The sequence below is a fragment of the Rummeliibacillus stabekisii genome, from assembly GCF_007988965.1.
GTDB lineage: Bacteria > Bacillota > Bacilli > Bacillales_A > Planococcaceae > Rummeliibacillus > Rummeliibacillus stabekisii.
In genome coordinates this window covers 20537-41600 of record NZ_BJVD01000008.1, presented here as the reverse complement: position 1 = coordinate 41600, position 21064 = coordinate 20537, and the positions used below count along the sequence as shown (strand labels likewise).

The following is a 21064-nucleotide window of genomic DNA, read 5'->3' as shown; positions in this document are numbered from 1 at the left end:
CGCATTTTCAAATTCTAAGTAGCTGTTTGGTTAGCAGGTTATGAGGGGGAATAGAGAAACCTCCACTGAGCCGGTTTTCACTTCATCACAGAATTTTGTGGTATAGTTAAATAGCGAGATTAATCAGAAGGGATCGTTTTACATGATTGCAAAAACGCAAGAAGAAATAGATGCTTTGATGAAAGCTGGCCGTGCTATGGCCGAAATTCGTGAGGCTTTAAAAGAAGCGGCCAAGCCAGGCGTAACGACTAAAGAATTGGATGATTTGGCTGGAAAGCTATTTGACGAGAAAGGTGCGGTTTCTGGACCTAAAGCAGAATATGATTTTCCAGGATACACATGCTTAAGCGTCAATGAACAAGTAGCACACGGCATCCCGAACAATTATAAATTAAAAGCAGGCGATTTGATTAACATTGATGTGTCTGGACATGTGGATGGTTATTATGCAGATACCGGCATTTCGTTTATCGTAGGAGATGTGGATAATGCAGATATCCAAAAAATCTGTGATGTAGCATCAAGTGCATTCGAACGTGCTATGACGAAAGTTAAAGCAGGTTCTAAACTAAACCAAATCGGCAAAGCAGTAGAGCGTGAGGCGCGTGATCACGGCTTAAACGTCATCATGAATCTGACAGGACATGGAATTGGGCGCTCTCTTCATGAAGAACCACAACACGTTCTTAACTATTTTGATGCTTGGGAACGTACAATGTTGAAAGAAGGTATGGTTTTAGCTGTAGAACCATTTATCTCACAAAAAGCGGAGCATATTGTTGAAGCAGGTGATGGCTGGACATTTGTAACGCCAGACAAATCTCTTGTTGCTCAGCATGAACATACCATTATTGTCACTAATGGCGTGCCTATTATTACAACAAAGTTAGATTAAAAAACAAAGCCCTTCTGATTATTCAGAGGGCTTTGTTTTTTTAATTAGTAAAATTCCAACGAGCAGGACGCCACTTAAAAATAAAGCAGCAGTCGAAACGAGCAATTCATCAAAGCCGTTCTTAAATGCTATACCGATAAATGTCCAAATATATACGATAGGAAAAACATAGTCGTCATGGTGATATCGCAAATGGAGTGCTGCTGCTGTGCCAACAGTAAGTGCGATAACTGTCCATAAAGGATCGCTTAAACTTAAGAAATTCCAGTGATTATGTGTAAATAGAAATGCAATATTCATAAATGCAATGATACTTTCCCAAGCTAGGAATAAAGAAATAGGAATTCTCCCACTCCAAGTATTTTGCCAATTAGGATATGTAAAATATAGCCCAATTAACGACAAAACCATCAACAATATGGCAATAATAGACCATGTGAAATATTCATAATGCCACAAGTAAAGCCATAAAATATTAAATAGAGCACTGAAAGAAAATAAGGCTGTTTGCACTCCCGTTATGTTCTGCTGTGCCTGCCGTTTTTTCCATTGCAGGTAAACCCACAAACCTAAAATAATATAAATAAAGATTTTAATTACAGAAACATATCCAGCAGGGCTAAAAAGGACGGTATAGCGGTTGGAGATTTCACTTGTTGTATAACCGTTCAATGGCATCAAATTTGCCATAATGCTAAAAACGGTCATTGCGATAAAGCTAAGCGAAATGATGAGTAGCCTGCCCATTAAAATCTCCCCCTTTAACATAAACTGTAGAATAACAATATGCCCAAAACTAATATTTTTACAAATGATAGAAGTGAGCTGTAATAATAACAAAAAACCACTATCTTTAAGTATACATTCGTTTTGCTTTAACAACAAATATCATTTTCGTGAAATTTCCAGTAAAATAAAAAAGAGAGCATTCGGAAGTTTTAGGAAAGGATACATATTTAGTGAAAATGCGCAGTATTTCTTATTATGGGGTACATAACTCTTATAAGTTGCGAAAAAGATTCTAACACAATAGAGATTTTTAAAAGAGGGTGAGAAGTAACATGATTGTTATAGAGGGGCAACGATGTTTTCTACGGGTATTAATGGAGTCAGATGTCACGCCATTTACGAATATGGTTGCGCGCAATATGCGTTATTGGTCAGTACATGAACCACTGCATCCGCCCGAATATTATACTGAAAAGGTTCAATTAAAAAAAATACAAGAATCAATTCAGCAAATGCGTCTAAACCGTGAGTATAGCTTTGGCATATTTGATATACAAACCAAGGAAATGGTAGGGCATATCTCTTTGTATTCGATAAAGCGTATGCCATTTTCAAGCGCATTTGTGGGTTATTCAATGGATGAATCCCATACTGGCAGAGGAATTGTGACGGAAGCTCTTTCACTTGTTGTCAAATTTGCTTTTAATGATTTATGCCTGCATCGTTTAGAAGCTTATGTTTCTCCTAAAAATATAGCTTCAGTCCGTGTACTTGAAAAAGCAAAATTTAACCGAGAAGGATTACTCCGAAGTCTTCTATATATTAATGGGAAATGGGAAGATCATTATTTATATTCTTATTTAGAGGAAGATTATTGAAAGGGTAAGGCCCGGTGGAGGAAATGGTCGAATAACGCCCGCAAATTACTGAGGGGATTGTAGGAAAATGTCGTGCTATTTCCCGGGGAATAAGTCGAATAATAAAAGAAAACACATGGCAGCTTCGATAAAAAGCGCGCCATGTGTTTTTGTGTAAATTATTTCTTAAGGAAATGAATGGTATCAATCGATCTACCTGTGCCGACAGCAACAGATTCAAGAGGTTCTGGCGCAAGATGAACAGGTACATCCAATTCATTTGAAAGCCATTCTGTCATACCTTTTAACAGTGATACACCGCCAGTCAATATCACACCTTGATCTACAATATCACCCGATAGTTCTGGAGGGCAGCATTCAAGGGTCCTACTAATTAATTCTAATATCGCTAAAAGGTTCTCTTTTAAACAATTTTGTATATCATAAGAATTCACAGAGATAATCTTAGGTAAACCAGTAACGATATCGCGTCCTCTGATTTCCATTGTTTCGACAGGATGGTCAATCAGCGCGTAACCAATTTCCTGTTTTACCTTTTCAGCAGTAGGCTCGCCAATCAGGACGTTGAATTCCTTGCGTGCATATTGAATAATTTCTTCATTCATATGGTCGCCGCCAAGTTTCAATGTGTTAGAGGTTACAATTCCGCCGAATGATATAATACCGACTTCTGTTGTACCGCCACCAATGTCTACAATAACGCTCGCAATCGGATCGCTTACAGGAAGATCAGCACCTATAGCAGCTGCCACAGATTCTTCAATTAAAAATACTTCCTTAGCGCCGCATTGTCTTACCGCATCTTGAATCGCCAGTCTTTCAACGGATGTTGCTCCTGCGGGAGTACAAACCACAACGTTTGGTTTGCGTAGAGAAGAGCCCATTACTTTTGCAGCCTTTTCCATCATTGACTTGATTAAAGCAGTAGTCATATCAAAGTCAGCGATCACACCGTCTTTTAGAGGACGAACTGCCTGAATAGCTATCGGCGTTTTGCCGACCATTTCCTTTGCTTCAGTACCTGTCGCTATCACTTGGTTTGTATTCACATTATAAGCTACGACAGAAGGTTCATTTATGATAATTCCTTTATTTTTTGTATATATTAATGTATTGGCAGTGCCCAAATCGATTCCAATAGTTGTTGGCGAAAACATGCGTACAATTCCTCCTCGAATAACCTTAGGTTCTATAAGTATATGATATTTTTAGAGGGTTCAGCATGTTATATTATGGTATGTAACAATCATTACAGAGGTAGATAGATAGAAGGTTGATATATAAACCCAATAAATGGTAGTTTAAAGGAACTAAAGATACAAATAAAAGTGAAATTGTGATGAAAATGTTAATAGATTGTGAAATAAAAAGAGCAGCCTACTAGATTACAGGCTGCTCCTTTTTATTAGAACTTAGTTTCTGGTTTTGGATCGATAATATGAGAAGTTGAAGAATTAAGCCCATCACGCAAAAAGTGAACAAGAATAGCGCCAGTGCCCATAATTGCGAAGAATACGCCTAATACAGTAACCATAAAAGTTGCCATTATCATAGCCCTCCATGTATTAAATAATTTTATTCCGCATTAGCGGATGGTAAACCCCAAAACGAAAGTAAGTGCAAACGGGAAGTTTAGACTGGGGTTTATTGCCCGTAACTGCCCGATTGGTAAAACTAACAATTAGTAGGAAATAACCTACTAACTGTAGTTTCACTTTATATAAATAGTATACATGATTTTTTCTTGAATTATAAGGTTAAAACAGGTTTCTATAAGATTAATAGAACACTATTATTATACCACTTTTACGTGAAAATAAATTGGTTATTTATGGGGAGCTTAGAATGCCCAGTTTCCATTGCGGAAGACAGCTTCTGAACGTCCATCTTCTGTAATGCCTTCAATGTCCATATCTTTGGAGCCAACCATAAAATCAACATGCATAATGCTTTGGTTTATACCGTGTTTTTCGAGTTCTGCAGCAGTCATTGTTGTGCCATTTTCAATACAGAATGCATATGCGCTACCGATTGCTAGATGGTTAGAAGCATTTTCGTCGAATAGCGTATTATAGAACAGTAAACCGGAGTTGGAGATTGGCGAATCATGCGGAACAAGAGCTACTTCACCTAGATAATGTGAACCCTCATCTGTTTCAACTAGATTTTTTAAGACATCTTCGCCTTCTTCTGCTTTTACATCCACAATTCTTCCATTTTCAAATGTTAAGGTAAAATGATCGATAATTGTGCCTGCGTAGCTAAGTGGCTTTGTGCATGTGATGTAGCCATTAACACCATCTTTATGAGGCGCAGTGAACACTTCCTCTGTCGGAATATTGGCCATGAAAGGTTTGCCATTTTGATTTTTGCTTCCGCCACCACTCCACACATGTCCCTTCGGCAATTCGATCGTTAAATCTGTACCTGGGGCAGTGTAGTGAAGTTTTTGATATTTTTTACCGTTTAGATGTTTTACTTTTTCATGTAATACTTCATCATGAGCTTCCCAAGCTTCAAGCGGATTGTCTAAGTCAGCGCGGACTGTTTTAAAGATAGCCTCCCATAGGGCTGGTACTTGTTTATCTTCCTCTAGCTCAGGAAAAACCTTTGCAGCCCATTCTTTAGAAGGCGTACCTATAATGTTCCAACTGATTTTATTAGATTGGGAAGCTTGGCGGAAGTGCTGCAATGCCTGACCTGCCGCCTTTTGTTGAAGTGCGATTTTTTTAGGGTCAACACCTTTTAAAAGATCAGGGCTTTGTGATTTGATGGTCATAAATGCTGCACCATGGTCAGCTAACCAGTTTTTCTCTTCTGCGTGCCAAGGGGCAAAGAAACCAAAGGCATCCTCTGGTGCCATGTCATAATGCATGCGTGTCAGCAAATCATCTGAATAGTGGACAAAGACTTCTTTTGCCTCTGCTTCGTAAGCCTTCTTCACGACTAATCGAACAAACTCAGCTTGGTCAATTGATGCTTGGATAAACAGATATTGGCTCGGTTGAAGGTTCACCCCCACCTTTACTGCCAATTCGGCATAACTATCTAACTTCTCTTGAAACGTTTTCATAAAAGATCTCCTCCAAAATTGCTCATTTACAAATCAGTGGAATAGAAAGCATCCCTAGATACTTCTATGCCAACATAGTTTGAAGATGAACTTTAAATTCTATGATAATTTTATCAATTTAAAATAGTTTTGCAAATACTCGCATCATAATTGTAGCGAACAATATTTGTCTACAAATATTTTATAATTCACGAAGTTTTTGGATTTTAGTCAAATATTCTAGTTTGTTCACGGTAGAATATTAACATTAGAGAGAAGTAACCGAAATAATAACAAGAATGACACTTTGGAGGTACAGAAATGGATTTATCATCAATTGTTGGTCTTATTATGGGGGTCGTTGCCTTAATCGTTGGGATGTACTTTAAAGGTGTAACACCCGATGCCTTAATGAATCCAGCAGCTATATTCATAATTATTTTAGGGACAATGGCAACCGTAACAATTGCCTTCCCAATGAGTGAATTAAAAAGATTGCCAAAACTTTTTAAAATATTGTTTACTGAACAAAAGTTAGGTAAAGACACGGACATTATTAAATTATTTTCAGAATGGGCAGACCTGGCAAGAAGAGAAGGCTTGCTTGCACTGGAAGGAAAAGTAGCAGAAATCGATGATCCTTTCCTTAAGAACGGCCTGTCACTCGCAATTGACGGACAAAATGCTGATTATATCCGCGATGTCTTATCAGAAGAAGTAGAGGCTATGGAAGAACGCCACAGTGCTGGCGCTGGGATGTTCACACAAGCAGGTACATACGCTCCTACTTTAGGGGTTTTAGGGGCGGTTGTCGGTCTGGTTGCCGCACTAAAAGATATGAATGATATTGAAAAGCTCGGCCATGCGATTTCGGCTGCGTTCATTGCAACATTACTCGGGATTTTTACAGGGTATGTTCTTTGGCATCCGTTTGCCAACAAGCTTAAACGAAAATCGAGCAATGAAGTACGTCAAAAAATGCTAATGATTGAAGGGATTCTTTCCGTATTAGAGGGAGAGGCGCCGCGTGTCATTGAACAAAAGCTTGCTTCTTACTTAACAAAAGAAGACCGTAAAAAAATATTGGGCGAAAGCGGGGCGAGCGGCCTTGGCGAAGAGAGCTAAAAAGCATAAAAAGGAGCATGAGGAAATTCCAGAAGCATGGCTGCTTCCTTATTCAGATTTATTAACTTTATTACTGGCATTGTTTATCGTACTTTTTGCCTCGAGTACAGTCGATAATCAAAAGCTGCATGAGCTTTCATCGGTATTTAATGCAGTATTTGACGGGGGAAAAGGCGTTATGGACTATCCGTCTGATACAATGCCGAACGATCCGAAGAGCGATGAGACGAGCAAAAATTCAGCTTATCTGGAAGACCAAAAATCTTTATCCAAGATTAAAGGTAATGTTGATGATTTTATAGCGGTCAATGAACTAGAAAAACAATTTGAAACCAAGTTAACTGACGAAGGGCTTCTGGTGACGATACGAGACAGCGTATTATTTGATCCAGGGAAAGCGGTAGTTAAAAGCGAGTATGAGAAAACAGCGAGGGAATTATCGAAGCTTCTTGTATTTGATCCAAAACGTAGTGTTGTCATTACGGGATATACGGATAATGTGCCGATGCATACCGCCGAGTTTTCATCGAACTGGGAACTAAGTGTAATGCGTGCTGTAAACTTTTTGAAGCTAATCGTGGATCAAAACCCTAAATTAGATTCTTCTTTCTTTAGTGCAAAAGGATATGGAGAAAATAATCCAATCGCGTCTAATAATTCTGATGAGGGGCGTTCCAAAAACCGGCGGGTTGAAGTTCTTATCCAACCTTTAGTGAAAAAAGATGGCTCTTCAACAAATCCTACAATCAATAAAGATGCCTCCGTTAATGAATCGAAAACTGGAGAATAAAAATAGCTTGAGGGATTCAAAAGTAAAATAATAAAAAGAAACCGAACCAATGTGAAATTAAATTAAATTTCACATATAGTTCGGTTTTTTCATTAGCCTATTTTTAGTCACGCAATGAGCCAAGTTCTGCTACAATTGCTTGCATTTCGCTAGGACTAAAAGCATCGCGCTTCATCACCATATCATATAAGTAAACCAAATCTTCATAATGATTGGTGCTGAAATGTTCGGGCTTCATCGCATCTGCATTGACCATGCGAAGCTTTTCTTTTATGGCATCAATCATGAAAGTTACGTTTTCTGTTGTCGGTTCTGTAAGATTCAAAGGGATTCCTCCTGCTTTTGATAGATGTATACTATAGTATCATTCCACTTATAGCCTATGATTGTCAATTCCTTTTACGATTGGGCCAGCATTTTATACTAGTATCAGCTCGCTTTTTTAGAATCAGGCATATCCATCTGTTTTGCTAGAGCTTTTTCTTCTTTTAGTTTATTTTGAATCCGCTTCGTTTCATAAACTACAATGCCAGAAAGGCCTAATAAGCCGATCAGGTTAGGAATAGCCATTAATCCGTTTGCGATATCTGAGAATGTCCAAATAAGATCCAATGCAACGGTAGAACCGACGAATACGAAAGCAACAAATATCACGCGGTAAATATATATAGCTGTTTGACCCTTGAAGAGATATTGTAAACATTTTTCTCCATAATAAGCCCAACCTAAAATTGTAGATGAGGCAAAGAAAATAAGACCAATCGCTACAACATAAGGACCCCAACCACCCAAGAAGTGACTGAATGCTGCTGTTGTCAGTTCATTTGCTTGCAAGCCTTTATTTGTATAAACACCAGACATGACAATTGTGATTCCTGTAATTGAACAAATAAGGAATGTATCTAAAAACACTTGCGTCATTGAAACCAAAGCTTGTCGTCCCGGCAGATCCGTTTTAGCAGCAGCTGCTGCGATTGGTGCAGAACCAAGACCTGCTTCATTCGAGAATACCCCACGTGCAACACCATAACGTATAGCTGCACCAACGGCTCCGCCAAGAGCAGCTTCGCCTGTAAAGGCCATTTTAATAATTGTAAGGAAAGCAGCTGGTATTTCGGTAATATTCATAATCATAATTATAAGTCCTGCTGCAAGATAAAAGACCGCCATAATAGGTACAAAAATAGCTGTTACATTTCCGATAGATTTAATGCCGCCCAAAATGACAAGCGCAACAAAGGCAGTTAGAATGAGGCCAGTGACCCAAGTAGGTACACTAAATGTAGCATTAACAACGCCTGCAACTGAATTAGATTGTGTTCCATTCCCAATGCCAAAAGAAGCTAGTACGCCAAAACAGGCAAACAAAACAGCCAGCCATTTTTGTTTTAGGCCGTGTTCCAAATAATACATCGGACCGCCAGCCATTTGCCCTTTCGCATCTTTTACACGATAGCGAACAGCTAGTATAGCCTCACTATACTTAGTCGCCATGCCGAAGAAAGCCGACACCCACATCCAAAAGACAGCCCCTGGTCCACCTAAAATAACGGCTGTTGCTACACCAACAATGTTTCCGGTTCCAACTGTAGCAGCAAGAGCTGTTGTAAGTGCTTGAAACTGGGAGATATCACCATCTGCCGTTTTGTCGTGTTTTTTCGAGAATACTAATCTCAAAGCTTGTGGAAGAAGTCTGATTTGCAAAAAGCTGATTCGAAGTGTGAGAAAAATGCCTGTGCCAACAATTAAGACAATAAGCGGTATTCCCCAAAGCATTGATGAAAAATCCCCTAAGACCTCGTTCAGCTTTGCTAAAAAATTGGTCATTCCATTACCCCCTTTTTGAATTTAAATTTCTATAGTTAAGAAATTCCATAAAACAACAATTAAAAATCCCTTTAAATAGGTAAGGAGTTTTTTAACGGGCAAACTGTTTTACATATAAATCAGTAGGGTATAATAGGCATATAACATTGTAAAAGTATGGAGGAGGATTATTATGTCAAATAAATTAGTTACAGGATTAGCATTAGGAGCAGTAGCAGGTGCAGCACTTAGTATGGCAGACCGCAATACACGTCAAACAACAAAAAAAGTACTGAAACGCTATTGGGTAGACATGCAATATTTTGCAAATAACCGAGATGAATTAATGAATAGTATCCAAGCAAGAACAGGGAAAGTTAAATCTCTATACAATACATTTATGAAAGACAAAGACTTCTATATGAAAAAAGTAGAAGAAATCCAAGAACTTACACCGAAAGTTAAAAACATTGTGATGGAAACGAAAGATACATTTTCATCTAATATCAAAGATGTAAAACAACAATTACCTTCAACCAATACCGAATCAAATGAATCTGTTATTCATCTATAAGTTGAAGAAGATAAAGGGGCGGGATTATGGAGAAGGGACACGAATTTGGTCTTTCAGCAGATTCCGAGACAACCAAAACACGGAAAGGCGATGCTGCTGAATACATCGATAAAGATACATTTGTGCAATTAGAAAACGAAGAAAACATGGATAAAAAAGAAAAGAAGAAGAAAAAGAAAGAGCGTCACTTTGATATTACAACAAATAAGGGTTTTATCATGGGGCTTATCGAGAAAGTGAAGAAAGAAGACATCGGGGGATTTGGAGCGCAATTAGCTTATTTCTTTTTACTCTCCTTATTCCCGATGCTGCTTTTTATCGTGACATTGCTGCCGTATCTTCATTTATCCGTTAGCCAAGTATATACACTTTTAGAAGAAGTTATGCCTGACCAAATCTATTCTCTTACTTCTGATACACTTTCTGAAGTTTTAAAGAATCGTCATGGCGGCTTATTGTCGATCGGTATTCTAGGTACGTTATGGTCAGCATCTAATGGTGTAAATGCGCTAAATAAATCATTGAATCGCTCTTATGACCAAGAAGAGACGCGGCCATTTCTTAAAGTAAGGCTTTACTCGTTAATATTCACGATTCTATTAATCGGCTTAGTTGTAGTGGCACTTGTATTGCCTGTATTCGGTGAGCAAATTGGTAAACTATTATTCTCTGCATTTGGATTAGAGAATGGTTTCCTCGCCGTTTGGAACAAGTTCCGTTATATTTTGCCTCCCGTTGTTATATTTATTGTCCTCACGCTTATGTATTGGTTGATGCCAAACATGAAGTTGGATTTAAAAAGCGTATGGGTTGGCGCCTTGTTCTCTACATTGGCTTGGTTAATCGTTTCATATGGTTTTTCTTTCTATATCAACAACTTCTCAAATTACTCCGCTACTTACGGAAGTATCGGTGGTATTATCATTCTAATGCTTTGGCTATACATCACTGGTATTATCCTGATGGTTGGCGGACAAGTGAATGCGCTTGTCCAAAAGAGAAGAGAAATACAGGAATCAAAAAGTCATAGAACAGCTTAATGAAAAAGCGGCAGGTCATTCTATATTGAATGACCTGCCGCTTTTTAAATGATTTATTTTAATACGCTTCTACGGGCAGTAAGACGCCTATTTCTAAACCTAAGTATAGCGAAGAAGTTTAAATGGGGAATAACTGCCCAAAAGCCCGATTGGAGCACTCACCATCAGCAGGGAAGAGAAAAATCCCCTACTGAGTCAAGCAGACTTTATTTTCTTTAGTAGGCGTAAGCCGTTTAAGATAACCAGGATAGTGCTACCCTCATGTCCAACAACTCCAAGAGGCAAATCGACTGCCTGCATGAAATTCGAGATAATTAACAGGGCAATAACAGCGATGGAGAAGAACATATTTTGTTTTACAATTCTTTGCATTTTTCGTGATAGCTTCACTGCATAAGCAATCTTGGTCAAGTCATTCTTCATAAGGACCACATCGGCTGTTTCTAGCGCTACATCTGTACCTTCGCCCATAGCGATACCAGATGTAGCAGTTGCTAGGGCGGGGGCATCATTAATGCCATCTCCCACCATGGCAACATGGTGATAGGAGCCCATCAATTCTTTGATATGATTTACTTTTGTCTCAGGCAAGCACTCGGCAATATATGAATCTACTGCCGCTTCCTTTGCAATAGCTTTTGCCGTTACTTCATTATCACCTGTTAGCATGACAGTCTGGATTCCCATACTTTTTAAAAGAGAGATAGCATGCTTTGCTTCCGGGCGAACGGTATCCTTCATGGCAGCAAGTGCTAGGATTCTAGTATCATCTGAAAGAAAGATTACAGTTTTACCTTGTTCGGCTAGCTCTAGTGCAATATTATTTTCAAATTCCCGAGCCAATTGTTCTCCAACAAAATCTGCTTTTCCGACTTTATAGGCTTTTCCTGCAACAATTCCTTTCAAGCCAAAGCCAGGCAAATCTTCAATTTGTGCTTGTGGATAGTTTGTAAGCTCATTGGCTACAGCGTATTTTGTAATAGCTTGCGCAAGAGGGTGGTTAGACTTCGCTTCAATTCCGGCAAGAAGCGAAAGTAAAGCCTTCCCATCTTCGCCTTTGGCTGCAACGAAGTCAGTTACAATAGGTTTACCTTGCGTAAGTGTGCCAGTTTTATCAAAGGCAATTGCTTTTAATACACTTAAATGTTCAATATGGAGTCCGCCTTTAAATAGAATCCCATTTTTTGCGCCGTTTGAAATGGCGGATAGAGTAGCGGGCATAATAGACGCTACGAGCGCACATGGTGAAGCTACTACAAGTAGAACCATTGCACGGTAGAAGGTAGTTTGGAAACTCCAATCAAGTAAAAAGTGTGGAATAAACATCATCAAAGCTACTGCTAGGAGCACACATTTCACATAGGTACCTTCAAAACGTTCAATGAATTGCTGAGAAGGTGATTTTTCGCTCTGTGCTGATTGAACGAGGTCAATTATTTTTTGAAATAATGACTCCATATTCGATTTTGTCATCTTCATTGTAATAGCACCTGAGAGGTTTACAGTACCAGCAAATACATCTGTTTTAATGCCTTTAGAGACTGGAATGGATTCGCCAGTAATGGCTGCTTCATCGAGAGTCGTCATCCCATCGATGATTACACCATCTGCAGGGACACGTTCACCTGGTTTAACAAGTAAATGGTCGCCGACTTGTAGAGTGGAAATCCCAACTCTTTCAATCTCGCCATTATCTTTTACAAGCCATGCTTCTTCCGGCTGCAAATCCATCAATGCGGAGATTTCTTTATGGCTTTTGTTCATGGCATAAGTTTCTAATGCACCGCTCACTGCAAATATAAAGATGAGGATGGCGCCTTCTGTCCAATAGCCAATGATTGCTGATCCAATAGCTGCTAATATCATTAGAAATTCTACATTTAACTCTTTGTTTGCAATCGTTTCTTCTACGCCTTCTTTTGCTTTCGCAAAGCCGCCTACAATAAATGCGATCACATAGAAAACGATAGAAGCTGCCGTATGCCCATCTTTTCCTAGTAACCAAGCAATTAATATGAACAATCCTGAGAAAATAGCTGCTATCAGTTCACCATGTTCTTTTATTTTCTCAATTAGATGAGTATTATTCTCTTTTACAATTTCCAACATTCATCCCTCCTGATAATGAAAATCAATATCAAAACCTTTATTAAAGGTGATTATTCAACCTTTAGTAATTAATTAATAGTAATTACTTATTTATAATGATTATAACATAAGGGGTTGAAGAGAGGAAGAGTATTAATTCAAAAATAAAATGATTAACTAGTTATTTTTTGTATGGCGTTTTACTGAGGTTGGTCCAGAACAAAAGTAGCTGCTTTCAAAGGGTGATATTTATAGTGTTCCGTTCGAGAGAGTGCACCCGCAAGCTTGACTTCAATTACGTCCCTGCGGGTCTTTCAGCTCAAGATCATCCCGCAGGAGTCACCGTCCTACACTACACAACATAATAGATTAATAAAAAGTATAACGGAACAAATGGTTTACACGGCTACTCCTTCCACAGTGTATGCAAGAGAAGAAAAAGCGGCAAACAAAAAGGGTATTAAGCAATTGTTGCTTAATACCCTTTTTTATACTATTTTATTCTATTTAAAGACGGGCTCTGCATGTGCCGCCAGTTTTTCTAATGAAGATTTTTGGACATCAGCATGCAATGAGTTGCCGTGCGAATCCATTGTCACAACTGCTGTGAAATCTTCTACATTTAAATGCCACATGGCTTCTGGAATCCCAAATTCCATTAGATCAACACCATCGACAGACTTGATACAGTCAGCATAATACTGTGCTGCTCCGCCAATTGCATTTAAATAAACACCACCGTGTTCTTTAAGCGCCTGTAATGTTTTTGGACCCATGCCGCCTTTACCCATAACAGCACGAATGCCGAATTTTTTCATAATGTCGCCTTGGTATGGTTCTTCGCGAATAGATGTAGTAGGACCAGCTGCTTTTACAACCCAGCGATCGTCTTCATCCTTTGCCATAACAGGGCCACAGTGGTAAATGATTTGACCATTTAAATCCACCGGTGCATCATGTGATGTTAAATGATGGTGGATGGCGTCACGGCCTGTGTACATACGTCCTGTAATTTTAACTACGTCTCCAACTTTAAGTGAACGGATTTGTTCCTCTGTAATTGGTGCGCGCAGCTCAATCACTTCTTTTGATGGTTGATCGTCTTGTGTTGCTGCTGTTTCGTCAAAGGCAATTTTTTCGCCATCTTGATAATGCCAATTTTTGATTTCGCCAGAATTAGCATCAAGATCGATAGCCATACGACGGTATGCCCAACAGTTATATGCAACAGATACAAAGAAGGAAGCAGGGATACGGTGCATCACACCGATTTTACAGCCTAGTAGTGTCGCTTCACCGCCAAATCCCATAGTTCCAATGCCCAATGTATTTGCTTTTTCTAGTATGTAATCTTCCAATTTTGCTAGTTCAGGATTTGGATTTACGTCGTCTACATGGCGGAATAACTGTTCTTTGGCAAGATCATATCCTGAAGAGCGATCGCCTCCAATACCTACTCCAATGAATCCGGCTGCACAGCCTTGTCCTTGTGCTTGATACACTGAATGTAAAATGCATTTTCGAATGCCTTCTAGGTCGCGGCCAGCACGTCCAAGTCCTTCTAATTCGCATGGAAGGCTATATTGAATATTTTTGTTCTCACAGCCGCCACCTTTTAGAATTAACTTCATCTCAATATAATCTTTTTCCCATTGCTCAAATTTAATAACGGGCACGCCTTCGCCTAAATTATCGCCGCTGTTTTTACCTGTTAGGGAGTCAACTGCATTTGGGCGTAGTTTCGCATCTTTTGTAGCGCGGATAATCGCATTTTTGATGCATTCTTTAATTTCAAGCTGATTAACGCCAACCGGTGTTTTAATTTTAAATGTAGGTAGACCGGTATCCTGGCAGATAGGTGATACTTGATCATCCGCCATAAAAATGTTGTTGGCAATTGTATCTAAGCTCATAGCAGCGCGAGTTCCTGCATTTTCTGCATCTTTCGCTTTTTTAATTGCACGTCTGACATCCTTCGGCAAATTTGTCGATGTTTCAGTTACTAAATCATAGATGCTTTGTTCGAGCACTTCGAGATTCATAGCTTTCAGCTCCCTATAAAATGTTGTCAAGCATGCTTATTATAACCTGCTTAAAATATGAAAAAAAGAGCACAATTATGCGCTCTTTGATTTTTATCCATTCGGGAGTATTTATTTGTTAAATTTCAGGACGGTCTTTAAATTGTTCCATCTTATCTTCTAAATCGTCCATCATTCCAATAAGGCGATCGATATCCTGTAAATCGGCAGTTTCTGGATCAATAGCATCCAATACTTCCATAAAGATTTGAAGGCGCTCTTTTAAGTAAGTTACTTGTTGCTCTTTGTCTGTGATTGACTTGCTCATTGTACCACCTCATTTCGTCCTATCCATCGTATACGAAATGAGATAATAATTCAAATCAAAAACAGAATTAGGAATAAAGTATGATTTAAGTATTTTGTCGATTATGAAAATTTACAAAATTAAAGTTATATGTTATTCTATTTTTAATTTAAAAGAAAGGAGGCCCGATGAGGAATCAGTTTTCCTTCTCAATACTTCTGGAGGGAACATTGGAAGAAGAGCTGGTTGAAATCATCGAGAGATTGGAGGGATTAATGAAAGAAACATATAGCGTTCTTACTGAAAATCCTAATTTTGTGAAGGGAGGGCAGTTCCGTTAGCCAAAGCGCCTGAGTGTTGGTGTAAATGTAAATCACAATGAGCCTACTTATAACTAAATGCCTTAGGATAAATCTAAAGAAAGGATGTATACTTTTTAGACAGCAGTGAAAGGCAACGAAGATTATTGAACAAGCGATTCTTCAGGTTTAGCGTGTAGGAAATGTTGTTTACGAGTTTGCGAGATCAAGCTTTATCAATAAAATGAATTAGCTTAAAAAAGACATGTGAAAAGATGTTGTCATGCAAATGTTGGCTACGGAGTTAAACAGTTCTCAGAATAAGGCTGAAAATTGTTTAAAACCAAGAAAAATATGATATTAACAGATTGAAGGGCCCAGTACACGTATCGTTAAAGTGGACTGGGTCTTTTTGTGTTGTTTTTTAAAAGGAAAAAATAATAGTAAACTAGATTCCCTACTTTCTGTTTAAATGTTACTATTATTTTTAAGCGATGCTAGAGGATTTCAAAGGCACAAAGTACTTATAAGAAAAGTAAGTTGAAAATTCATTTTCAGGGCATGCTTAATGGATGTAGAAGGTCTCCCGCACGAACCTATCAAGAATGTAAAATCCCAATCAGACTTAACGGAAACAGTAAGTTGAGAAGGTGTTTTATTAGTCAAAAGCCGGTTGGGGATAGGGAAATACATAGAATATTATTAACTAGCAAAGGAGTTTAGATTTGTGGAATTAAATGAACGAATGGCCCAAAAGAGATTCTGGATCCTTGTGATCATTGTGTCGATTTCTGGGTTCTCACAAGGCATGCTGATGCCGCTCATCTCTGTTATTTTTGAACAGGACGGTGTATCATCGTCCATAAATGGATTAAACGCAACGGGTCTTTATATCGGGACACTACTTATTGCACCATTTGTCGAGCAGCCGCTTAGAAAATTTGGCTACAAGCCAATTATAATTATAGGCGGTGCACTAGTTTTTAGTAGTTTATTATTATTTCCTTTTTGGAAGAATGTATGGTTTTGGTTTATCTTACGATTGCTAATCGGCATTGGAGATCATTCTCTCCATTATTCAACCCAAACATGGATTACAAGCTCTGCACCTGCTAATCGCTTAGGTAAAAATATTGCCATATATGGCTTGTCATTTGGGATTGGTTTTGCAGTTGGTCCTTTCTTTGTACCGCTTACGAAGATTTCTGAAGCATTTCCATTCATTTTATCCTCGATTCTTTGTTTAATTGCATGGTCATTTATTTTCTTTGTGAAAAACGAAAAGCCAGAGCCTATTCAAACAAAAGAAAACGGGAAGATGCTCAAACGATATGCCGTTACTTTAAAGTATGCATGGGTCGCATTTTTGCCACCGCTTTGCTATGGCTTTTTAGAATCTACATTAAATTCCTTATTTCCTGTCTATGCATTGAGAAAGGAAATAGACGTATCAATGGTTTCTGTTATATTGGCGGCCTTCTCAATCGGAGGGATCCTCACACAATTCCCGCTAGGCACGCTAGGAGACAAAATTGGCCGGCGGAAGGTAGTGTTAATGGCCTTTTTAGGAGGAGGCTTATTCTTTGGGGTAGGCAGTTTTTTGGAATCCAATAGTATACTTGTGGCAGTTTGTTTCTTTTTAGCGGGTACGTTTGTCGGGTCCATCTTCTCTCTTGGTATTTCCTACATGAGCGATTTGACACCGCGGGAGCTGTTACCAACTGGGAACTTACTCTGCAGTATTTTCTTTAGCTTCGGTAGTTTGTCCGGTCCACTCTTCGGAGGTATCTATCTGCAATATGTGCATTTTAGCTTCTTACTGCTCATATCTATTATTTTGCTGCTCATTTTTACAGTTAGTGCTGTATTTGGAAAAGAGCAAAAGAAAGAGGAACTGGCATAGGAGAGTTCTTTTATCCGGTGAAAAAGGTGGAGTAGTTTAAATGGTTCGTATGGAGTCTGTTTGTTTATACATCTTCGATTCGTTGCGTTTTCAATGTACATGGATTATAAGCATGGATCGATGCTCGGCTATCTACTGATGACTGTTGCTATGTTGTTCAATCTAGCATAATAAAAGGCTCCAACCATCGAGATCCGATGTTGGAGCCTTTTTTCGTTTCTGCTTTCGATTTGTACAAACGAATTAGATGAACAGATTAGTATGCAATCCAGCCGCCGTCAGCAGCGATAATTTGTCCATTTACAAAGCTTGATTCATCAGAACCTAAGAAAACAGCTAGTTGTGCAATTTCCTCTGGTTTACCTGTCCGTGGCATTGTACCTGAGCCAGTCATTTGACGACCCATACCAAATTGAGACACATTTGTCATAGATGAACCGATGTTTGTTTCCACGCCACCCGGAGCGATTCCGTTGCAGCGGATGCCTGAAAGAGCATACATATAGGCAGTATTTTTTGTAAGCCCCGTAACAGCATGTTTAGAAGCCGTATAGGCAGCGCCTGCGCGTGCACCTTGTAATCCGCCTGCTGAAATATTGTTCACAATGACGCCGTGTCCTTGTTCTAAGAAGATGTTTGTTGCGATGCGCATTGCACGCATAACGCCTGTCGTATTAACAGCAAATACGCGATCCCATTTTTCATCTGAGATTTCACCAACTGGTTCCATGCCGTCCATGATGCCTGCGTTGTTAACTAAGATATCTAACTTGCCAAATTCTTTTTTAGTTTCTACGAATAACTGTTCTAAATCTGCTAATTCAGCAACATTCGTTCTGTTGGCGATGGCTGTACCGCCAGTTGCATTAATTGCCTCAGCCACAGCTTGAGCACCTTCAAAATTGTAGTCAGAAACAACTACTTTAGCACCTTCTTTAGCGTAATGCTCTGCAATTGCCTTACCCATACCTGAAGCCGCACCTGTGACGATCGCTACTTTATCCATTAATCTCATTCTAAACATCCTCCCCTTAATCTTATTTTACAACTGTTCAATAAAATAATAATATTGAATCATAGCAGCTTCAATAAACAAAAAAATTCAAAACGTACAATATTGAACAGAAAACGTAAAAGTGTTTGATAAAGGGGAAATGCTAGATGAATAAAAATGATTTGCGTGTATTAAAAACAAAGCAAAGTATACATTTAGCTTTAATTAAACTGCTTAAAAAGAAACCTTTAACACATATCAAGGTCACTGAGCTTTGCAGAGAAGCAAATATAAATCGAGGGACATTCTATTTTCATTACCAAGAGGTAGGGGATGTGTTTAAAGAATTTTATGAAGAGATTATGGTAGATTTAAAAGAATCCTACCAAGCACCTTATCTCCATACGAATTTTCTTGACGTAGCAAATTTGGATCCTAAAACAGTTCGGATTTTTCATCATATAAAAAAATATGAGGATTTTTATAAGATAGTATTTTCTCAAGATGTCTCCACACATTATTATTTCATGTTATTTGATGAAATACGTTCTATTTGTATAGAAGACCAGAATACGCTTCAACAATATGGAGAATTGAACGATTATTTATATTCTTACTCGGCGAATGCAATTATGGGCTTGATCATAGAGTGGTATCGCCATGACTTTAAAGATTCGGCTGATGACATGAATGTCCATCTAATCAATATCCTTAAATTAAGAGAAGCCTGAATGAAAAAACGGCAAAAAGAAAAGGCGTAACATAGGTTAAGCCTTTTTCTTTTTGCTATTTAATGTAATTAGAACAGCTATTTTAATGTCAGCAGTGTCACGGATTCAACGTGTGCTATCATTTAAAGGTTTATATTTCTAATATTGTCCATATTTTTACAACACAATCTATTTATAGACTTAATCAACTCGGTCCTTAAAAATAATGGTCGATTTCATACCTTAAGAAATGTAATGTTACACATGGACTCTTTTAATAAATAGACTAACAATTAAACCAGTAATCGCCACGATAATCGCAAAGATAAAGGCATCTTGAACTCCTGAAGTGAAAGCAAGTAATTGATTTAGTGGGTTTGTCGCATCGGTTACGTTTTTTAGATACTTTTCAGTTCCAGAAGATAAAATAGAAATCGCTACTGCCGTACCAATTGCACCGGCGACTTGTTGAAGTGTGTTCATGATTGCTGTTCCATCAGGATAAAGCTCACGTGGTAATTCGTTTAAACCGTTTGTTTGAGCTGGCATCATGATCATCGATACACCAATCATCATGCAGATATGCATAGCAATCAAGAATCCAGAAGATGTATCTAAATCAATCGTTGAAAAGCCAATTAAGGAACCTGTGACTATAATAATGCCAAGGATAACTAACCATTTCGGTCCGAATTTATCAAATAAGCTACCCATAACAGGTGACAATAACCCGTTTACAATTCCACCTGGTAATAGCAGAAGTCCTGCAGCAAACGTACCTAAAGCTAGCGAATTTTGCAAGTACAGTGGCAATACAATCATTGAAGAAAGAATAACCATCATACATATTAGTACGAGTATTAACCCAACAACAAACATAGGGTATTTGAATACACGAAGTTTTAACATTGGTTGTTCCATTTTTGTTTGGCGAATGCAAAAGAGCAGTAACCCAATTACACCAACAATAATAGCAGTAATTACAGTTGAATCTCCCCAACCACCATCACCTGCAATACTAAATCCATAAACCACCCCACCAAATCCAATTGTTGATAAAATAATGGATAAGATATCAATTTTAGGCTTCGTTGGTGTTGAAACATTTTGCATATACACTATTCCAAAAACAAGGGCGATCACTAGAACCGGTAAAGAAAACCAGAAAATATAATGCCATGTTAGTGTTTTTAAAATCAACCCAGAAAGTGTTGGGCCAACAGCGGGAGAAAAGGAAATAACAAGTCCCATTAATCCCATAATTTTACCTCTTTTATAGGGTGGAACAATTAATAAAATGGTATTAAACATGAGAGGTAACATTAATGCCGTACCCATTGCTTGAACTACACGCGCCAACATTAAGAAAGCGAATGTTGGGGCAATAGCAGCTATAAATGTTCCGATTATAGATAATGTAATGGAAACAATAAACAATTGCCTTGTTGTAAACCATTGTAAAATTAAACCAGAAACAGGAACAAGAATCCCTAAAGTTAATAAATAGCCAGTCGTAAGCCATTGAACGGTAGTCTCATGAATTTTAAAGTCTACAATTAAAGTACCTAATGCCATATTTAAAGCTGTTTCGCTAAATAAACCAATAAATCCAGCAATCAAAAAAGAGACGATAATGGGAACTACTTTATATTGCTCCGATTCCTCGTCCTTTGTTTGATTCATTTGAGCATCGATATTCATTTTTTGCCTCCTTTTAGTTTGTGAATGCATTATTAGAATACTATATAAATCTAACTATATGGCAAGTATGATTGAAAGAAATTATGTTAGTTATTCTTCTTTCCAATCCCCAGTTTATTAAGCAAGCACTATAATTGCCACAATATTTCCTA

General features: G+C 38.3%; 20 protein-coding genes. 9 read left to right on the top strand and 11 right to left on the bottom strand.

Going from position 1 to position 21064, the window contains the following annotated elements:
- Positions 1-142: 142 nt before the first annotated feature.
- Positions 143-895: a type I methionyl aminopeptidase gene (gene map / locus RST01_RS12355; protein ID WP_147197220.1), complete on the top strand. Its 753-nt coding sequence runs from the start codon at positions 143-145 to the stop codon at positions 893-895.
- A gap of 18 nt (positions 896-913) precedes the next feature.
- Here map and RST01_RS12350 read toward each other — a convergent pair whose 3' ends face one another.
- A complete protein-coding gene (locus RST01_RS12350; protein ID WP_244946717.1) occupies positions 914-1642 on the bottom strand; it encodes a TspO-related membrane protein in 729 nt (242 codons plus the stop codon).
- Between the two features lie 314 nt (positions 1643-1956).
- Here RST01_RS12350 and RST01_RS12345 point away from each other — a divergent pair, with 314 nt between their 5' ends.
- Positions 1957-2502: a GNAT family N-acetyltransferase gene (locus tag RST01_RS12345; RefSeq protein ID WP_147197218.1), complete on the top strand. Its 546-nt coding sequence runs from the start codon at positions 1957-1959 to the stop codon at positions 2500-2502.
- A gap of 158 nt (positions 2503-2660) precedes the next feature.
- Here the strand turns inward: RST01_RS12345 and mreBH are convergent, their stop codons facing one another.
- From mreBH to RST01_RS12335, 3 genes are all read right to left on the bottom strand, one after another.
- A complete protein-coding gene (mreBH, locus tag RST01_RS12340) occupies positions 2661-3659 on the bottom strand; it encodes a rod-share determining protein MreBH (RefSeq protein ID WP_066789759.1) in 999 nt (332 codons plus the stop codon).
- 248 nt (positions 3660-3907) lie between these two features.
- On the bottom strand, positions 3908-4048 hold the full coding sequence (locus tag RST01_RS16050) for a hypothetical protein (RefSeq protein ID WP_158512599.1): 141 nt from the start codon (positions 4046-4048) through the stop codon (positions 3908-3910).
- 294 nt (positions 4049-4342) lie between these two features.
- Entirely contained in the window at positions 4343-5575 is a 1233-nt protein-coding gene (locus RST01_RS12335; protein ID WP_147197216.1) for an aminopeptidase, read from the bottom strand.
- Between the two features lie 300 nt (positions 5576-5875).
- Here RST01_RS12335 and motA point away from each other — a divergent pair, with 300 nt between their 5' ends.
- Both motA and motB read left to right on the top strand, forming a co-directional pair.
- Entirely contained in the window at positions 5876-6679 is an 804-nt protein-coding gene (gene motA, locus RST01_RS12330; RefSeq protein WP_147197213.1) for a flagellar motor stator protein MotA, read from the top strand.
- A complete protein-coding gene (gene motB, locus RST01_RS12325; protein WP_066789752.1) occupies positions 6663-7469 on the top strand; it encodes a flagellar motor protein MotB in 807 nt (268 codons plus the stop codon). Before motA ends, motB begins: the two co-directional genes overlap by 17 nt.
- Positions 7470-7572: 103 nt before the next feature.
- Here motB and RST01_RS12320 read toward each other — a convergent pair whose 3' ends face one another.
- Complete coding sequence (locus tag RST01_RS12320) at positions 7573-7794, bottom strand: DUF1128 domain-containing protein (RefSeq protein ID WP_147197212.1); 222 nt, start codon at positions 7792-7794, stop codon at positions 7573-7575.
- A 104-nt stretch (positions 7795-7898) separates the two neighbouring features.
- Entirely contained in the window at positions 7899-9296 is a 1398-nt protein-coding gene (locus RST01_RS12315; protein ID WP_147197210.1) for an alanine/glycine:cation symporter family protein, read from the bottom strand.
- Positions 9297-9468: 172 nt separating this feature from the next.
- Between RST01_RS12315 and RST01_RS12310 the strand changes: the two genes are divergently transcribed.
- Positions 9469-9849, top strand: coding sequence for a YtxH domain-containing protein (locus RST01_RS12310; protein ID WP_184117573.1), 381 nt, complete (start codon positions 9469-9471; stop codon positions 9847-9849).
- A gap of 26 nt (positions 9850-9875) precedes the next feature.
- Positions 9876-10889, top strand: a complete 1014-nt coding sequence (locus RST01_RS12305; protein ID WP_244946716.1) for a YihY/virulence factor BrkB family protein — start codon at positions 9876-9878, stop codon at positions 10887-10889.
- A gap of 195 nt (positions 10890-11084) precedes the next feature.
- On the opposite strand, the gene RST01_RS12300 is transcribed toward RST01_RS12305, so the two are convergent.
- The 3 genes from RST01_RS12300 to RST01_RS12290 all read right to left on the bottom strand — a co-directional run bounded on the left by RST01_RS12300 (position 11085) and on the right by RST01_RS12290 (position 15326).
- Positions 11085-12998: a heavy metal translocating P-type ATPase gene (locus RST01_RS12300; RefSeq protein WP_147197208.1), complete on the bottom strand. Its 1914-nt coding sequence runs from the start codon at positions 12996-12998 to the stop codon at positions 11085-11087.
- Positions 12999-13480: 482 nt separating this feature from the next.
- The gene (locus RST01_RS12295; RefSeq protein ID WP_147197206.1) at positions 13481-15019 is read right to left on the bottom strand and encodes a fumarate hydratase; all 1539 of its coding nucleotides are present in this window, start codon (positions 15017-15019) and stop codon (positions 13481-13483) included.
- 118 nt (positions 15020-15137) lie between these two features.
- Positions 15138-15326 (bottom strand): SE1561 family protein, encoded by a 189-nt coding sequence (locus tag RST01_RS12290; RefSeq protein WP_147197203.1) that lies wholly within the window; start codon positions 15324-15326, stop codon positions 15138-15140.
- 167 nt (positions 15327-15493) lie between these two features.
- On the opposite strand from RST01_RS12290, the gene RST01_RS16045 reads away from it, so the two are divergent.
- Together RST01_RS16045 and RST01_RS12285 are read left to right on the top strand one after the other, a co-directional pair.
- Entirely contained in the window at positions 15494-15646 is a 153-nt protein-coding gene (locus RST01_RS16045; RefSeq protein ID WP_184117574.1) for a hypothetical protein, read from the top strand.
- A 703-nt stretch (positions 15647-16349) separates the two neighbouring features.
- Positions 16350-17507: an MFS transporter gene (locus RST01_RS12285; RefSeq protein ID WP_147197342.1), complete on the top strand. Its 1158-nt coding sequence runs from the start codon at positions 16350-16352 to the stop codon at positions 17505-17507.
- A 256-nt stretch (positions 17508-17763) separates the two neighbouring features.
- Here the strand turns inward: RST01_RS12285 and RST01_RS12280 are convergent, their stop codons facing one another.
- Positions 17764-18522, bottom strand: coding sequence for an SDR family oxidoreductase (locus RST01_RS12280; protein ID WP_147197201.1), 759 nt, complete (start codon positions 18520-18522; stop codon positions 17764-17766).
- 146 nt (positions 18523-18668) lie between these two features.
- Between RST01_RS12280 and RST01_RS12275 the strand changes: the two genes are divergently transcribed.
- Positions 18669-19232, top strand: coding sequence for a TetR-like C-terminal domain-containing protein (locus tag RST01_RS12275; protein ID WP_147197199.1), 564 nt, complete (start codon positions 18669-18671; stop codon positions 19230-19232).
- Positions 19233-19469: 237 nt separating this feature from the next.
- Here RST01_RS12275 and RST01_RS12270 read toward each other — a convergent pair whose 3' ends face one another.
- On the bottom strand, positions 19470-20894 hold the full coding sequence (locus RST01_RS12270) for an MDR family MFS transporter (RefSeq protein ID WP_244946727.1): 1425 nt from the start codon (positions 20892-20894) through the stop codon (positions 19470-19472).
- Between the last annotated feature and the right edge of the window lie 170 nt (positions 20895-21064).

Excerpts from the sequence above, each read along its gene's own strand:
- map (WP_147197220.1), top strand. The coding sequence starts at position 143 with ATGATTGCAAAAACGCAAGAAGAAATAGATGCTTTGATGAAAGCTGGC.
- RST01_RS12350 (WP_244946717.1), bottom strand. The coding sequence starts at position 1,642 with ATGGGCAGGCTACTCATCATTTCGCTTAGCTTTATCGCAATGACCGTT.
- RST01_RS12345 (WP_147197218.1), top strand. The coding sequence starts at position 1,957 with ATGATTGTTATAGAGGGGCAACGATGTTTTCTACGGGTATTAATGGAG.
- mreBH (WP_066789759.1), bottom strand. The coding sequence starts at position 3,659 with ATGTTTTCGCCAACAACTATTGGAATCGATTTGGGCACTGCCAATACA.
- RST01_RS16050 (WP_158512599.1), bottom strand. The coding sequence starts at position 4,048 with ATGGCAACTTTTATGGTTACTGTATTAGGCGTATTCTTCGCAATTATG.
- RST01_RS12335 (WP_147197216.1), bottom strand. The coding sequence starts at position 5,575 with ATGAAAACGTTTCAAGAGAAGTTAGATAGTTATGCCGAATTGGCAGTA.
- motA (WP_147197213.1), top strand. The coding sequence starts at position 5,876 with ATGGATTTATCATCAATTGTTGGTCTTATTATGGGGGTCGTTGCCTTA.
- RST01_RS12315 (WP_147197210.1), bottom strand. The coding sequence starts at position 9,296 with ATGACCAATTTTTTAGCAAAGCTGAACGAGGTCTTAGGGGATTTTTCA.
- RST01_RS12310 (WP_184117573.1), top strand. The coding sequence starts at position 9,469 with ATGTCAAATAAATTAGTTACAGGATTAGCATTAGGAGCAGTAGCAGGT.
- RST01_RS12305 (WP_244946716.1), top strand. The coding sequence starts at position 9,876 with ATGGAGAAGGGACACGAATTTGGTCTTTCAGCAGATTCCGAGACAACC.
- RST01_RS12300 (WP_147197208.1), bottom strand. The coding sequence starts at position 12,998 with ATGTTGGAAATTGTAAAAGAGAATAATACTCATCTAATTGAGAAAATA.
- RST01_RS12295 (WP_147197206.1), bottom strand. The coding sequence starts at position 15,019 with ATGAATCTCGAAGTGCTCGAACAAAGCATCTATGATTTAGTAACTGAA.
- RST01_RS12290 (WP_147197203.1), bottom strand. The coding sequence starts at position 15,326 with ATGAGCAAGTCAATCACAGACAAAGAGCAACAAGTAACTTACTTAAAA.
- RST01_RS16045 (WP_184117574.1), top strand. The coding sequence starts at position 15,494 with ATGAGGAATCAGTTTTCCTTCTCAATACTTCTGGAGGGAACATTGGAA.
- RST01_RS12285 (WP_147197342.1), top strand. The coding sequence starts at position 16,350 with ATGGCCCAAAAGAGATTCTGGATCCTTGTGATCATTGTGTCGATTTCT.
- RST01_RS12280 (WP_147197201.1), bottom strand. The coding sequence starts at position 18,522 with ATGAGATTAATGGATAAAGTAGCGATCGTCACAGGTGCGGCTTCAGGT.
- RST01_RS12275 (WP_147197199.1), top strand. The coding sequence starts at position 18,669 with ATGAATAAAAATGATTTGCGTGTATTAAAAACAAAGCAAAGTATACAT.
- RST01_RS12270 (WP_244946727.1), bottom strand. The coding sequence starts at position 20,894 with ATGAATCAAACAAAGGACGAGGAATCGGAGCAATATAAAGTAGTTCCC.